At 36.9% G+C, this 15,611-nt stretch carries 12 protein-coding genes; 7 read left to right on the top strand and 5 right to left on the bottom strand.

All coding sequences use genetic code 11. The features are described from left to right. Positions 1–15: 15 nt before the first annotated feature. The gene (locus M1E96_RS07180; RefSeq protein WP_272579901.1) at positions 16–1,008 is read left to right on the top strand and encodes a fimbria/pilus outer membrane usher protein; all 993 of its coding nucleotides are present in this window, start codon (positions 16–18) and stop codon (positions 1,006–1,008) included. 37 nt (positions 1,009–1,045) lie between these two features. Further along, positions 1,046–2,287, top strand: coding sequence for a hypothetical protein (locus tag M1E96_RS07175; RefSeq protein WP_272579900.1), 1,242 nt, complete (start codon positions 1,046–1,048; stop codon positions 2,285–2,287). A gap of 228 nt (positions 2,288–2,515) precedes the next feature. On the opposite strand, the gene M1E96_RS07170 is transcribed toward M1E96_RS07175, so the two are convergent. The 4 genes from M1E96_RS07170 to M1E96_RS07155 all read right to left on the bottom strand — a co-directional run bounded on the left by M1E96_RS07170 (position 2,516) and on the right by M1E96_RS07155 (position 6,379). Then, a complete protein-coding gene (locus M1E96_RS07170; RefSeq protein WP_272579899.1) occupies positions 2,516–3,313 on the bottom strand; it encodes a MoaF C-terminal domain-containing protein in 798 nt (265 codons plus the stop codon). 9 nt (positions 3,314–3,322) lie between these two features. Further along, positions 3,323–4,102 carry an SDR family NAD(P)-dependent oxidoreductase gene (locus tag M1E96_RS07165; RefSeq protein WP_272579898.1) on the bottom strand — a complete coding sequence of 260 codons (780 nt, stop codon included), beginning with the start codon at positions 4,100–4,102 and terminating at the stop codon, positions 3,323–3,325. Positions 4,103–4,518: 416 nt separating this feature from the next. Beyond that, a complete protein-coding gene (locus M1E96_RS07160; RefSeq protein WP_140183130.1) occupies positions 4,519–5,256 on the bottom strand; it encodes a cyclase family protein in 738 nt (245 codons plus the stop codon). 289 nt (positions 5,257–5,545) lie between these two features. Then, the gene (locus M1E96_RS07155; RefSeq protein WP_233445746.1) at positions 5,546–6,379 is read right to left on the bottom strand and encodes a MetQ/NlpA family ABC transporter substrate-binding protein; all 834 of its coding nucleotides are present in this window, start codon (positions 6,377–6,379) and stop codon (positions 5,546–5,548) included. Positions 6,380–6,594: 215 nt separating this feature from the next. Between M1E96_RS07155 and M1E96_RS07150 the strand changes: the two genes are divergently transcribed. The 5 genes from M1E96_RS07150 (at position 6,595) to M1E96_RS07130 (ending at position 13,028) form a co-directional block, all read left to right on the top strand. Further along, positions 6,595–7,719, top strand: coding sequence for an alkylhydroperoxidase domain protein (locus M1E96_RS07150; protein ID WP_140183128.1), 1,125 nt, complete (start codon positions 6,595–6,597; stop codon positions 7,717–7,719). 4 nt (positions 7,720–7,723) lie between these two features. Continuing rightward, entirely contained in the window at positions 7,724–9,181 is a 1,458-nt protein-coding gene (locus M1E96_RS07145) for an FAD-dependent oxidoreductase (RefSeq protein WP_337979898.1), read from the top strand. A 2-nt stretch (positions 9,182–9,183) separates the two neighbouring features. Beyond that, positions 9,184–10,197 carry a methionine ABC transporter ATP-binding protein gene (locus tag M1E96_RS07140; RefSeq protein WP_140183126.1) on the top strand — a complete coding sequence of 338 codons (1,014 nt, stop codon included), beginning with the start codon at positions 9,184–9,186 and terminating at the stop codon, positions 10,195–10,197. Further along, complete coding sequence (locus tag M1E96_RS07135) at positions 10,194–10,862, top strand: methionine ABC transporter permease (RefSeq protein ID WP_070928809.1); 669 nt, start codon at positions 10,194–10,196, stop codon at positions 10,860–10,862. The genes M1E96_RS07140 and M1E96_RS07135 overlap by 4 nt, the downstream gene beginning before the upstream one ends. Positions 10,863–11,300: 438 nt before the next feature. After that, on the top strand, positions 11,301–13,028 hold the full coding sequence (locus M1E96_RS07130; protein WP_369427444.1) for a potassium/proton antiporter: 1,728 nt from the start codon (positions 11,301–11,303) through the stop codon (positions 13,026–13,028). Positions 13,029–13,506: 478 nt separating this feature from the next. On the opposite strand, the gene M1E96_RS07125 is transcribed toward M1E96_RS07130, so the two are convergent. Beyond that, entirely contained in the window at positions 13,507–13,800 is a 294-nt protein-coding gene (locus M1E96_RS07125) for a helix-turn-helix domain-containing protein (RefSeq protein ID WP_070928815.1), read from the bottom strand. Positions 13,801–15,611 lie beyond the last annotated feature (1,811 nt).

The raw sequence follows: 15,611 nt of genomic DNA, 5'->3' as shown, positions 1-15,611 counted from the left end.
AAACACGTATCATAATTGAAGAATTGGGGTGGGCAAAGCTCAAATACCTCTGTCGGTATGTCATACAATAATAATTACAAAGGCATATCTTATAGCTTAAGTTATATGGTTGACCGAGTAAAAAGCTACAACAACTCATGGCCTGAAAACCGTGTGGTTTCTTTAGATATTACAGTGCCCTTCAGCTTACTGACTAATAATGAAATGGCTCAAACGATGAGCGCTCGTTACGGTATTAGCATTGATAACCACGGCGAAACACGAAATCAAGCAGGTTTGACAGGAAGTGCATTAGAAAATAAATTCAGTTACGGTTTGTACCAAAACTACAATAGTCAAGGAAGTAACTACGGTGGTAGCTTAAATGGTACATATTCAGCAGATAATTCAACGCTCTCAGCTGGTTACAGTTACTCTGACACAAACCGCACAATGAACGTAAGTATGAGTGGTGGAATGATCGCTCACTCTGATGGGATTTCATTGTCCCCGAATATTGGAGATACCGTCGCTATTATTACCGCTGATGGTGCTAAAGGCGCAGAGCTAACAATGGGTGCCAAGTTTGACCGCTTTGGTAATGCGATTATTCCACAATTAGCGAGCAATACAGCAAACCAAATTTCTGTCAACGTCAATACGTTACCAGATGATATTACTTTTAAAGATACATCAATGATGGTGTACCCAACTGAAGGTGCAATTATCAAACGTAACTTTAAAACCAAAATTGGCTACCAAGCCATCATTCATATTAGTACAGCAGGTAAAATACCACCATTCGGTGCCATTGCAACGCTTATTTCTGCCGATAAAGATGATGATATTAATACAGGTATCGTTGGTTCTAATAATCAGTTGTACATGAGTGGATTACCTAATTCCGGAAAACTAAACATTAAATGGGGTAATCAAGGTGATCAATGTTCAATTAGTTACACATCATTAGAAAGTATAGCGGTAACTGCTGATTCACCAGTTAGAACGCTAATAGCTGAATGTAAATAAAGAGCATTAAAGCCAAATGACGGATAAGAGAATAACCATGAAAAAAATAAAATCCTATTTTCCATTTTCATCCAGTGTAGCATCAAGCTTGCTATTCACATTGCTATTTGCTACACAATTTCCAGCACTAGCAGCGGATAAACTCACTGTTCGAGCTGGACAATCAGGCTATTTGGGAGAGTTATACCCTTCAGCAAAGTCTGCTTTTTTGAGCTATCACCCTTCGTGGCACTATTCAAGCACGTCTCCGCTGCAGGATCCTAACGTTAACTACCCGATGCTTCCAAGCAATGCTGTTTACTTACAATTTTCAACACTAAGTGGTGGCTATATTAATTCCAACTTTCCAAAGTATGAAGGAGCCCCAGGTATTAGACTTATTAACGAAAATGATCCAAATAAAATTATTGTATTACTTCTAAATGGTACTGTATCCGCTTCATTTTATAATACAAATTACTCATATGTCACAAAAAGAGCTGTTATTAAGCGTTCAAGAACAATAAGTGGTAATTTATATCAAACAAACTCTTTAGGCTGGAAGCTTGAAAATAATACTTCTACAATTGAGAAATATTTTATTCCTGATTCACGGAATAGAACAGGAAATATTACAGCTGATATTAGCAGTTTTTCTGCTTATGCTAGCTCCGAATCAGGAGCTCCGACAACGATAACAAAAGGACGTTATAGACTGTCAACTGATGAACAATTACGGTTCGGCCATAGTAACTTATATTCTATATATGGATGGGCATCAGCAGATACACAATTATTAAATGATAGCACTCTAAGTATCGAAGCCTTAGATTCGTGTATTGTTAAACCGATGACTGCAACCAATATTGTATTTAACAATCAATTGGCTGGTTATAAAGCCAATCAACTATTGGAAACCCGCCCCGCCACACTGTCATTAGATTGTGTGACAACTGGCAAATTACTTATGGTGTTATCGGCTAATCAGCAATTGCATGGTCAAAATAGTACAGGAACAACATCAAGTACGAATCTTGCCGGAATGGCTTTGGATTCTTTGTCAGGAAATTCAGCTAACTCAACTGAGCGCCCTTATATTGTAACCACTAAGGTACCACCGGCATCAGATATCTGTCGAAATGGTCACAGTGATGCATTAGTTTACTATGACCGCATTAAACTAGGAGATATTACCACTACAAATTTACGCCAAAACTTATACTTTAATCTTTGCCAAAATGGGAATGTAAAAGCAGGTGCGTACCGTGGAAGTATTGATGTATCTTTTTATCTTGAATAAAAATTAAATTGACAAAAAACGTTAATGCTGTAAGTAATTAATATCTTATTACACATATTATTAATATTTAATTAAACGATGCCACTCACTATATGCTGCGAGTGGCAATCTATATTTAAAATAATAATAAGCACAGCTAAATACAAAATAAGTCACTCGCTCAGAGGCATGGGATATACGATCAGCCCCTCTTAACGAAAAGCATTACGACTTGAAATATCACAATGATTACGCTTTAGGGTAATCGGTTTTATTTAATATCGTTGCATGCGCCCCCACAGGGAATAAACTAATGGAACTAAATCCCTGATCTTGATACCCCATAATTCCACCATCTGTTCTCATTTCATTAAGGTCAATCAAGATGATACCTAACGTTGGGATAATTTTTTCACGCCAGATAAATAAATACAGATTATTTGATATTTTAATGTAATGACAACGGTCAACATCCGCTAACCCCTTTTCAACACCATCCAAACAATGCCACGCATAGAATTGTTCATTCAGATAAACATGCTCATAACGCTCTTTAGGATTATAAGTATACATATTACGCATACCAATAAGCTCTGCGGTATAAGTCGGTGCTTGTCCTTGCTTATTATCAAGGGTTCCAAATTGAATGCCGATTTTAACATCCGTTAATGGCAGATTTTGCTCAACCTTACTAAAGGCTGAAATACGTATATCAGTTTCCGTGGGTAAAGTGCCTTGAAGCAAGACACAGTTATTATCTTGCTCGTTAATAATAATAGTAATCCCTACACGCCAATCTTCAGGTGAAATAAAATTAACAAAATAAACCCCAGGCCGAATAGAAGTAATCCTACAACCAACAATAGCATCTTTCCATTTAATTTGTTGATCAGCAGGAAAAGAGACTGCTATTTGTTGCATTGTATCTGCAAAATTTAATTGAAATGTCTTACCTGTTAATTTATTACTGACCTCTAAAATATAGCTATCCGGTGCAAAACCATCTGATAATGCGCCCACTTGGATAAATGCAGCTTCTTCAATCATAATAGCTCCTTAGGTAAAAGCGAGAGTAGGTAAATCGACAACTGTTGCACCACCATCAATAACCAGTGCTGCACCAGTAATAATCGAAGCGTCCGCCGAACATAAAAACTTGCATGCTAAAGCAATTTCTTTTGCACTTGCTGGACGTTGTAATGGCACGTCACGGCAAACATATCGATAAGCCTCATCCAATGAAAACTGATGTTGTTCCATCAATGGCTGCATCTCTGCATCCGCCATTGGTGTTTTTACCCAGCCGGGACAAATTGCATTTGCTCTAACCCCTTGTCTTCCATAATCACGAGCAACAGAACGCATGAGTCCAATTAGTGCATGCTTTGCTGTAACATAACCACAAGCTTCAGGGCCAGCAGCTAAAGACGCTAATGAACCAATGAAAAGTACGTTGCCTTGATTCCGTATTAAAAAGGGTAAACATCCACGAATACTAGCAAATGCACTGTCTAGATTAGCGGATATGGCTTGCCGCCATTGTTGGTCGCTCATATCCTCAACCGTCCCTAGCCCCATTCCTCCTGCATTGCAGATTAATACATCAATTCTATCTGTGTACTGTTGAATCTGTGGCAAAATGTTCTCATCCCATGATGTTGCAGTAGAAACATCAGCGACAATGGCTATTGAGCCTGTTTCTTGAGCAATTTTTTGTAGGGGTTCTGCACGGCGCCCAATGATAAAAACTTTGTCACCTTGAAGAGTAAATAGCTGAGCACAAGCAGCACCGATTCCAGTACCACCACCTGTAATAACAACGGTTCTTGCTTCCATACCCTCTCCTATCGCGACTCATGCTTAATACAAAGTTAATTTTTACTTTAAACAATTCGAGATGTAGCTAGGAACAGAAAAATTATGCGACTAACTCACATCTGCGTAGTCACCATACCTTAGCGGAAAACCTTGTAGTTCGAAGTATGACGGGTCTATTTGTTAATATAGAAACAAATTACCAAACCTGACTATCGCTCTAAGGAACGATATTCATAAAAATGCGATTGAAGTGGATAAATTAAGAGGGAGTAAGATAAATTTATCAGCCAGCCTTTTATTATCGTATCCTAAATAATTCTAGATATAGCTAGAAGCCTACTGAGGTGTTTGACTCGTGCGAGTGCGCGCAGCCAACACGGCTGCGGCACGGTGTGTGACGACTATAATTCACTGATAAATTTAGATAATTAAATTTAAGGTAAGATTGCAAAAGAACGAACAGGGAAACCACTGGCATTGTTAGGTTTGGCGACCAAATTAAAAATCACAGCACCTCGGGTTGGTAATTTATCAAGATTAGTCATTAATTCAATCTGATATGTATCTTGTTCCAACACATAATATTCCCCTTGCAAAGCATTATTACGCCGAAAATCTTGGGCTGAATCGGTATCAAAAGTCTCATGACCAATCGCTTTAATACCTCGTTCTTCAAATAAAAACGTCAATGCATCCATTCCCCAACCTGGAATTTGATTGTTACCCTCTGTATCTTTATTATCCATTGCTTCCTGTGATGGCCAGCGATGGCTCCAATCGGTTCTCAACGCAACAAAAGTTCCGGCTTCAATTTGTCCATGTTGTTTTTCAAAATCAAGCACATCTTCTCGCGAAAAAGCAAAGTTTGGATCTTGTTTAGCGCGCTGTGATTGGTCAATGACGATCAAAGGTAAAACTAACTCTTTAAGCTCTAACTCGTGTAGATAACGTTTCCCTTGTACAAAATGGCATGGAGCATCAATATGCGTGCCATATTGACCGGGGAAAGTAAATTGCTGTGCAAAAAAACCATCTTTATAATCGAATAATGTCTGAAATTTCGCTGCTTCGAACATAAAAAAACGTGGTGAATCTTGATCAAAACTATGTGTTAAATCGACCCACTTTTTTGACTTTAATAAATTTAGGGCATTCAATAATTCGTTAGACATAGATTTTCCCTTTTGCGATGTATTTGCTCAGTTATTATTTTTATACTTAAAATAATGAGATGTATAGCTAGACAACCGGTGAACTTCATCACCCAAAGCACGACTATCTGAAGTATAGCAATGCCTTTATTAATTAACTAAAAATAAACACTTTGTCCATCAATACAAGACGAATATTTTTCATATTACATCACTGTTATTTCCAACCATATTAAAATAATAAAAAACCACCTAATAACATACTAGGTGGCCATAATTAACAATAAAAAGTAGACTAGGATTTTGTTAGTTACTTATTCCATACTTCAGGCTCAATAAAGCCATCATATATGCGTTGTGAACGAATATAATCCGCATATTCTTTTGACTCGAAAGCATCTTTTAAATCTTTTGCCCATTGAGAGTTCACATTATCTTGCATTACTGTCACAATAACACGATGCTCTAAAGGCGAGTCTTCAATCACTAATCCATCCGCAATACGCTGGCCTGCACTCGCAACATAGTTACCATTTACCACAACAAAATCAACATCATCTAATAAACGTAGACCTTGCGCAGCATCTGTTTCACGGATATCTAAATTATATTTAGCAGGCTCTATATCATTCACGCTAAAAGTTAATGTATTGGTATTAGGCTTTATTTTTATCCAACCTAATTGCTCTAAAATTCGAGCTCCACGCTCTGCGTTTACCGGATCATTAGATAATGCGACAATCATACCATCTTTTACTTCATTCAATGATTTATGTTTGTTAGAACGTAAACTTTGTGGTGCGCTTGGGGAATCTGCTAAGGCAACCATATTGATATTATTTTTCTTATTATACGCTTCCATATAAGCTCGGCTTTGATTTACTGAAGCGTCAATGGATCCCTCTTCAAATGCGGGGTTTATTTGCCTATTTTGTGAAAATTGTCGCAAGGTAACTTTATAACCTTTTTTTTCTAATATCGGAACGATTCCTTTTTCGACTTGATCAATATAATTACCAACGCCAAAGCCGATGGTTATTTCCTTCTTATTTGGGTTATTTTTCTCGTTATTATCATTACATGCAGCCAATGCAATCACTGCTGTGGCAACTAAAGCTAAATATTTTATTTTTTGTTTCAACATGATGTTACGACCCTGTGTAAATAATAGGGTCAGTATAATCATAATTATTTCATCTGATTTATAACATATCGCTATAACTTATTACTAATATTATATATAAAGCCATTTTAATAACATTTAGGAATATGGATATAGCGATTTGTTCGTTCGAATAATGGGTTTCTTGTTATGTAATGAATAAATAAGATAAAAATGTATATAAAGAGAATTGTAAGATGTCTATTCCAAATAATGATTTAATTAATGAACTCATTGAACTAACACCAGAGTCAAATTTAGCAATTACCAGAAATGAACGAGCAGCTGCGACTGACAATACTCAAGCCGCTTTTGATATTATTTTTTCCGTAGATTCTTCTCGTTTAACACCTGAAATAAAATATCACTTCGCGAGTATTGTGGCCGAGCAAACAGGTAGTGCAACACTGGCGTATTTTTATCAGCAATCTTTAGGTCAGCATCCCCTCAATTTAACTGATCCCGCCTTTAAAGCTGCCGAAAAATATTTACAAACACTGGTTAACCACCCCAAACAAACTGATTATCAGCTACTCAATGCTTTAACTCACCATGGGTGGATTGAAAGTGACATCATTTTACTCGCTCAATTAATTACCTTTGTTACTTACCAAGCTCGCTTGATAGAAGGATTGCGATTGCTACAACAGCATGAGCCATCACATATTCACACACCCTTGATTACTGCTGGGCAGTGGAATAATCACCCACAAACACATCAAGGAAAACCTTCTCCAACCGCATTCACCCAAGAACAACTTGGTTGGGAAGCATGGCTCAACGCTCGTGATCCTCAAACTCTTGATGCCGACGAAACACAAGTGATGAAAAAGTTTGGACAACTAAACTCTGAATATTTTTTATTGCTTGCTCATCAAAGCAAAATTCTGGAAATTCGTACCTTAATTGATCGCGGTGTTTTTTATACCGCCGGTGGCCTACCTCGCTGGGAGCGTGAATTTGCCGCAGCAGCAGCAAGTAAAGTTAATGGTTGTATTTACTGTGCTTCAGTTCATGCACGTAAAGCCAGTCAATACGCTAAAGATCGTCGTACTGATGTTGAAAAGTTATTAGCGACACCAGTTGGCTCAGCACTTGCCGACGGTTTCGATGAGCGCCTAACCGCAATCACCGACCTAGCAACTGCGCTTTCTGCTACACCGATACAAGCTAACCATCAGCAAATTGTTTTATTGAGGAAATTGGGATTATCTGAACTCGAATTACTCGATCTCATTCAGTCTACTGCGTTTTTCTCTTGGGCAAACCGTTTGATGCTTTCTTTAGGTGAGCCATTTCAAATCGAAGAAAATAAGGAGTAAACCAATGACCTCGTATAATGGTTTAAAGGCTCTGGAAGAGCAAATTCGTCGTGATTTGCAATACCTTAATTTACCGCTAACAAATTGGTCATTAACGCCAAATCATTCGCATCATCAATTGGATGTAGCGATCATTGGCGCTGGAATGTCAGGTATCACTGCCGCTTTTGCTCTTAAATTACAAGGAATTGGATCCGTTGTATTTGATCAAGCCGTTGCAGGAAGAGAAGGTCCATGGCAAACCCCTGCGTTAATGGAAACATTACGTTCACCAAAACATGTTGTTGGCCCCGCACTTGCCTCACCTTCACTGACGTTTCAAGCTTGGTTTAAGGCACAGTTCGGTGATGAACAGTGGGATTTACTAGATAAAATTCCACGCCTGCAATGGGGCGAATATCTTCAATGGTTCAAAAAAATGACCGCACCTTATGTACTGAATCAATATCAATTAATTGATACTGAATTAAGTGCACAAGGTTATATACTCACTTTTAAGACGCCAGACGGAGAACAACGCTATCAAGCGCAACATGTGATCCTTGCCACAGGTATGGAGTCATTCAGTGAACCTAATATTCCTGCATTTATGGATACTATTCCTAATCATTATTGGGAACATTCTTACGCAGGGAGTGATTATAGCCGTTTCAATGGATTAGATATTGCTGTAGTTGGCTACAGCGCTGGTGCAATGGATAGCTCAGCTACTGCATTAGAACACGGTGCTCGCTCGGTTGAATTACTGATCCGAGCGAAAGATATGCCAAGAGTTAATCGCGGTAAAGTTGCTGGAAACCCTGGGTTTACCGAAGCCTATAGTCAATTTACTGACGCTCAAAAATGGCATTACAGCGACTATGTTGTTAAAGCCAAGACTCCAGCACCGCATGGCAGCACGCTGAGAGTATCTTGCCATGATAATGCTTATTTTAATTTCGATACTCAAATCAAGCAGATCACAGTAAAAAATAATAAACTGCATATTGATACAACCACTGGCGAGTATATTGCTGATTATCTGATCTTAGCCACTGGCTACCGCTTAAACTGGCAGAAACATACTGCATTTAGCAAAGTTACCCCTTTTATTCGTACATGGGGAGAAGTTTATAGTCCTCCTAGCGATGAAGAGAACAGTGAATTTGCTTTATATCCTTATTTAGGTGCTAACTTTGAGTTTCTGCCAAAAGAAAACTGTCATCTATCTGAATTAAGTAATCTGTATTGCTTTAATTTAGCGGCATCACTCAGCATGGGGCCGATTATTGGTTTAATCCCTAATACCAATACTGGCGCACTAAAACTTGCAGAGCATATTGCTGCTAAGCTTTATCTTGCTCATCAACAACAACACTTGCAACAGGTGAAAGACAGTACTGAAGCTGAACTACTAGGAGATGAGTGGCAACCAGCACTCCCTTATCGCTTACGGATCACCCAAGCGGATAGTGTGGAGTAATTATGATTACATTTAAAAACATCGAAAAAATCTATCAAAAAGAAGGCCAGTCACTAACCGCACTGCAAAATGTTAATTTACAAATTAATGAAGGTGAAATTTTCGGTTTTATTGGCTATAGCGGTGCGGGTAAAAGTACTCTGATCCGCTTAGTGAATCAGCTAGAAAAACCCTCTTCAGGTGAAGTGATCATTAATGGGCAAAATATCGCACATCACAGTGCGGCAGAAATTCGAGCTCATAAAAAAAGTATTGGCATGATTTTTCAACATTTTAATTTATTAGAAACCAAGACTGTTGCCCAAAATATTGCCATGCCATTACTGTTATCTGGTGTGAGTAAACAAGAAATCGAACGACGTATTGATGATATTTTAGCTTATGTAGAACTGAGCGATAAAAAACATCAATACCCGGGGCAGCTTTCTGGTGGACAAAAGCAGCGAGTGGGTATTGCTCGTGCATTAATTAATAATCCCAAAATTTTATTATGTGACGAAGCCACATCGGCATTAGATCCACAGACCACATTATCGATTTTATCATTGCTCAAAAAAATCAATAGAGAGCAAAAAATTACTATTTTATTAGTTACTCATGAAATGGAAGTGATTGAACAAATCTGCCACCGCGTAGCTGTGATGGAAAATGGTCGTGTTGTTGAAGAAGGCTCAGTCCTCGATATATTTGCAAACCCGCAACAACCGACAACACAGAAATTTGTGCGTACAGTACTCAATGAGGAAATACCTAAACGCGTATTAGATAATTTAGAACATCAACACAATGTTTATCGCTTAGAGTTTTTAGGTGCTTCGGCACAACAGCCCGTGGTCAATGAGCTGATATTACAAGATAAAGTAAAAATTAATATTTTATTTGCCAACATGAAAGAAATCAGTGGCGTAGTTTTAGGCAGTATGTTTGTACAAATTGTTGGTGAAGAAAACAATATTCGTGATGGCATTGAATTTTTGCGCCAGCGTGGCGTTGCAGTCAGTAAGGGGGCTCTATGACACAATGGTTTGATACGGCATTAACCAGTAAACAATTTTTCCTCGCAATGTCCGAAACCTTTACCATGGTTTCTATTGCGCTGGTGATTGGCTCATTACTAGGTATTTTGTTAGGTATCGTTTTAGTGGTCACTCGACCTGATGGTATATGGGAAAACAAATGGATATACCGCATTATCAACCCAATTATTAACACTATTCGTTCATTGCCTTTTATTATTTTATTAGTCGCTATGATCCCTCTTACTCGACTGATGGTTGGCACTTCAATCGGCACAACCGCAGCGATCGTACCTTTAGTGATCTATATTGCTCCCTATACTTCACGTTTAATTGAAAATTCTTTGTTAAGCGTTCATTCGGGGATTATTGAAGCGGCTGATGCTATGGGAGCAACCAATTGGCAGATTGTTTGGCACTTTATTTTACCTGAGGCCAAATCATCTCTGATCCTAAGTTTAACGGCTGCCAGTATCACACTCGTTGGCGCAACAGCAATGGCAGGTGCTGTCGGTGGTGGTGGTGTTGGCGATTTAGCACTTAACTATGGCTATCAACGCTTTGATAATGTTGCGATGGCGATTACCGTTGTGACATTGGTCATCATTGTACAAGGAATGCAGATGATCGGTGATTATCTCGCTAAAAGGGCAAGATATCATTGATAACACAATGACCGGTATGAACCGCACTTATCGGTCATTTTTCTCCTCTCCCTCTCCTACTATTGTTCACTCATCCTATCATGCAGAAACCACACTAGAACATAATTGATTGATTAGCATGAAATTAATATAATCACATAAACAAAAAATCAAAATACATTAAATAAATTAATTATTAAAGGAATTCAAGTACTAAACATTATTAATTAGTCAATAAAATTATCATATGAAGACATCATCTGATTTAAAAATACAGTTATATGTCAATTTATTTGTTTTTATCTGTTGTATAATCATAGTGATATAACGATTAAATTAAAATTATTGTGTTTTCAGCCATAGTACTATCTTAATTGTTTTATTTTCATTGCTGATGACCTTACTCGCAACAATGATACATTATCAGCGTGTTACTCACCCCCTAACTTAAATCTGATTATGCTAACAATTGAACAGTTAATATTACTCACTTCTATACTCATCTTACTGGGTATTTTTTCCAGTAAACTCTCGGCTCGGCTAGGCTTGCCAATGCTGGTTATGTTCCTATTCATCGGCATGCTAGCAGGGGAAGATGGCATTGGCCAAATTGCGTTTAACAATGTTAACGTCTCTTATGCCGTTGGTTCTCTAGCATTAGCACTGATCTTATTTGATGGGGGTTTGCAAACTTCGGTGAAATCTATTCGCCTTGTTTGGAAACCCGCATTCACTCTCGCTACATTTGGTGTATTAGTCACCGCAGGTATTACAGGATTAGCTGCGGCGTACATTTTAGGTATACCGCTACTTGAAGGCCTTTTACTTGGCGCAATTGTGGGGTCAACGGATGCCGCTGCCGTTTTTTCATTATTACGTAATGCAGGGATCTATCTTAATGAACGTTTGCAATCAACTTTAGAGATTGAAAGTGCCACTAACGACCCGATGGCAATTTTTTTAACCGTCGGCCTGTTACAATTACTAATGAACCAGCAAGCTTCAGGTAGCGAGCTACTATTATTATTTATCAGTCAAATGGGGATTGGTACCTTAGTTGGTCTAAGCGTTGGCTGGCTATCGATCAAAATTATTAATAAGATTAAATTACTGGCCACAGGACTTTACCCTGTATTAGTAGCAGCTTGTGGCTTACTATCCTTTGGTATTGCAAGCAATTTACAAGGTAGTGGTTTCTTATCAATTTTTGTGACTGGCGTCGTTATCGGTAATGCTCGTTTTGTTTTTCAGCGCAATACTTTCTTATTTCATGATGGGTTAGCTTGGCTAAGCCAAATTATCATGTTCGTCATGTTAGGCTTGTTAGTCAACCCAAGTTCATTACTGGAAGTGTGGTTTGAAGGGCTAGTTATTGCACTGGTATTAACCTTTATTGCTCGCCCAATTGCTGTTGTTCCTGTGTTAAAATTATTTGGGTTCAATCGCGAAGAGATCACATTAGTCTCTTGGGTTGGTCTGCGCGGCTCTGTCCCTATTATATTAGCCATCTTTCCTTTTATTTATGGCTTACCTGGAGCAAATCTAATTTTTGATGTGGTGTTTTTTGTGGTGTTAATATCGGCTACATTACAAGGCTCAACTTTACCTTATGTCGCCCGCAAACTGAATTTGATGCAGCCCCCTCCTCTTCTTCCAGCCGCAACGCTTGATATCACAGCTGTCGATCAAATTGATGCAGATCTTGTCGAATATACTTTAGGTGAAGATTGCTCTGCTGTTGACCGCCGTTTATCACAATTGGCTTTACCTGACCAAACCGTTATTGCCATGATCACTCGCGGTAAGAGCGTTCTTCCTCCTAGAGGTTCAACAAAGTTACTTGCCAATGATCATTTATTTGTCGTCCTGAAACCTGAAAATCGTCTTTTTCTCGAGCGTCTATTCTCTGAAAAGATTTCTTCCGAGTTAATGCCCATAGAGCTACCATCAACAGGGCTTAGCCTAAAAGGAACAACAAGGCTTGATGAAATTTATGAATCTTATGGCATTCAAATTGATAATGAGAACATACAAACGCTAGATCAGTTTATTTATAGTATCTCAACTGGAGAACCAACGCAGGGCATGGTAATTAGCTTGACGTCTTTACAGATGAGGATCCGTGAGATGATTGGTTCACGGATAGTCACGGTGGTATTAGAGCCAATACCTTTAGAGGATAGCTAGTAAAAATCTAAACGCCATTTTTGATTATATACTCTAAATAATTCAAGGCGTAGTTAGAAGACCAAGTCAACGAGGCGCTAGGAACATAGGAAATACGTAACTAGCGTAAGTGGACATAATCAGTACGCCTTAACGAAAAGCGCTACAACATGAATTATGGGAGTATGAATTAGCTGACATTGACATCCCCTATATCAATATATTTACTTAAAATCATTGTTTTTCACTTTATTATCTCTGGAGCATCCAGTAATTTTTTATTTCCACTCATATGATATTCGGTATTTCTGACCATAAAAAAATAAAAGCCCATGAGAGGGCTTTTATTTCATAGTATATAAATAATGACAGATGCAGTATTTATTGATAGTACAATAGAGAAAGTTCTCAATGTCTATTTATATAATGTTCTTAATTGAAACAATTAAGTTCTAGATTACTTAATTAAGTTCCACTTTGGAACATATATAATCAATAGTTAGATAAGAGAATAAATAGAGTCGTCAAACCCTTTAGATTCTTTATCTTCACTTGCATGGGTATCATCTTGAAGGACTTCACTAAAGAATTCCCCCATATTTACATCTAATACTTTCAGTACTCTTACTAAACAGTCGATATCTATACGGTTTACTCCACGTTCATAACGGAATAGTTGTTGCTCGCTGATATCAATCTCTTTAGCTAACTGAAAAACAGTATAGCCTTGAGACTTTCTTAACGATTTAATTTTTTGTCCAACTGCACAAGCGACAGGATATTTTGTATTCATAAACATTCTCGCTTCAACTTATATTATTAATGAAATAAAAAATCAGCAGGTGATTCTCTGTGTTTTTCTATTGTTATCTTTATTTATGATATAGCCATTTGGATGTATTAACGACGATTCAGCCTATATCTTGAGAGGGATGATATACTAGCAATATAATTAGTTTCAACTAATCCAAAAATGACATTGCAACTATGTAACTAAATATTATCATAATCACAAAATGCCTTAAAAATGAGGATTTTCCTTTACTTTCAATAAATTAAAGCATTTAACAATTAATAGTTGTTGTTCTAGGCAAACATAGTCCCGCAGGTAACCACAAAATTTAAACCTAAATTAACCTTATTTACCCGATAAATAATCTAAAAATAACGGAAATAAACAGAATAATTTAATACTGTAACAGTATTAATGATTTTTGAAACCGATATTCATAAAATGAATACACACAATACGATAAACACACAAATAGTGTAAAACAAAGTAAAAAAGAGAAATTATTCCCATATTATCATTTTGATATCTTAAATATCAATAGCTTATATCAATAGTCTTTTTGTTACAATCGACAAAAAACACTGAATTTTTAAAGTAGCATAAGAAAAACTATAGCTAGCTCACTAAACATAACAAAACATTAACGTTATGTATCTTTTTGGTTTGCTATACATGAAGCATATCACAAAAAATAAAAATTTAAATTCTTTGAAATACACAGTTTTTTATGTTAAAAAACAAATCTAAATATGATAGAGCTACTGTATATTCACCCCATAAACTAAACAGTAAGAATTTATCTCCATAAAATTTACCTTTGTAGATTTTTATCGCATTATAAATCACTGACTATTGAGTAATACCCAATATAATTCTTACCAAATTAGCCCAAAAGAAACCGACTTAATCCTAAAAACTAGCTATTTATGCTTAACTCCTAATTCTCTTACACAATAGTAAATTTCCCTTACTTCGTAATAATTTTAATAGAACCACAAGAGATACAACAATGCAGTGTTCCATAACTCACTATTAGAGTAATTACAAGCTAAAAAATTTGTTAGACTATCTTTTATTGAACTGTGTATTTTATATACCTAAAGCCTCAACTCTTAAACTATTTGAATGTCTTTATACATGCTCTATCACTCTATGCTAAATTAATAGCATATTAACGAATACGGACTCCTTAACATCAAACTGTTTACAATTAAATTGTAAAAAAAAATAACGTCACGTTACAATAAAAGAATGATCCATATATATCTTTAAACAGTATATTTACATTCCCTATTGTCATATTAATAAGTATTTTTGTTTTTGATTTATGTTTAGCATGGTATTTTATCATTGTGGTAAACCACAGTATTAAATTAAACAACCTGTAAGGTATCTTGAATGTCTCATCCCTCCTCTGACAACTAATAATGCTAATTAGCTTAGAAAACTTCACAAGGGTTGACTGAGGGCACTACAATTTAATTTAAATGACAAAGCTCATCTCTTTATCTCTTATGCAAACATAACAATATGGAATGGCTTAGTGGGTAGTATGTATATATTACAGGAGGAGCATTAATTTGTTTGCTAATGTGACAATGAGAATATAGTCATCAAAATGATGATTCAAACCAACATCTCTAGATCACAAATCAATGAACACCGAGAAATACAGATAAATAGCCAACCCCTAACTTTAGCTAAAATTGCTGTGAGTTGAAATATTGTGAATACAAACCAATTGAGTACATATGTTGGTAAAGCCATTAAAAGCGCTATAGCTTCGCTGTAAATCATTTGGATGTATGTTT

The sequence above is a fragment of the Providencia sp. PROV236 genome, assembly GCF_033676985.1.
Lineage (GTDB): Bacteria > Pseudomonadota > Gammaproteobacteria > Enterobacterales > Enterobacteriaceae > Providencia > Providencia manganoxydans.
The sequence above is the reverse complement of the archived record's forward strand: the minus strand, read 5'-3'. Positions and strand labels throughout refer to the sequence as shown.

What these genes read in the sequence shown, in the direction of transcription:
- M1E96_RS07155 (WP_233445746.1), bottom strand. Translation starts at nt 6,379, where the DNA reads ATGTTGAAACAAAAAATAAAATATTTAGCTTTAGTTGCCACAGCAGTG.
- M1E96_RS07140 (WP_140183126.1), top strand. Translation starts at nt 9,184, where the DNA reads ATGATTACATTTAAAAACATCGAAAAAATCTATCAAAAAGAAGGCCAG.
- M1E96_RS07175 (WP_272579900.1), top strand. Translation starts at nt 1,046, where the DNA reads ATGAAAAAAATAAAATCCTATTTTCCATTTTCATCCAGTGTAGCATCA.
- M1E96_RS07125 (WP_070928815.1), bottom strand. Translation starts at nt 13,800, where the DNA reads ATGAATACAAAATATCCTGTCGCTTGTGCAGTTGGACAAAAAATTAAA.
- M1E96_RS07160 (WP_140183130.1), bottom strand. Translation starts at nt 5,256, where the DNA reads ATGTCTAACGAATTATTGAATGCCCTAAATTTATTAAAGTCAAAAAAG.
- M1E96_RS07150 (WP_140183128.1), top strand. Translation starts at nt 6,595, where the DNA reads ATGTCTATTCCAAATAATGATTTAATTAATGAACTCATTGAACTAACA.
- M1E96_RS07170 (WP_272579899.1), bottom strand. Translation starts at nt 3,313, where the DNA reads ATGATTGAAGAAGCTGCATTTATCCAAGTGGGCGCATTATCAGATGGT.
- M1E96_RS07135 (WP_070928809.1), top strand. Translation starts at nt 10,194, where the DNA reads ATGACACAATGGTTTGATACGGCATTAACCAGTAAACAATTTTTCCTC.
- M1E96_RS07165 (WP_272579898.1), bottom strand. Translation starts at nt 4,102, where the DNA reads ATGGAAGCAAGAACCGTTGTTATTACAGGTGGTGGTACTGGAATCGGT.
- M1E96_RS07130 (WP_369427444.1), top strand. Translation starts at nt 11,301, where the DNA reads ATGCTAACAATTGAACAGTTAATATTACTCACTTCTATACTCATCTTA.
- M1E96_RS07145 (WP_337979898.1), top strand. Translation starts at nt 7,724, where the DNA reads ATGACCTCGTATAATGGTTTAAAGGCTCTGGAAGAGCAAATTCGTCGT.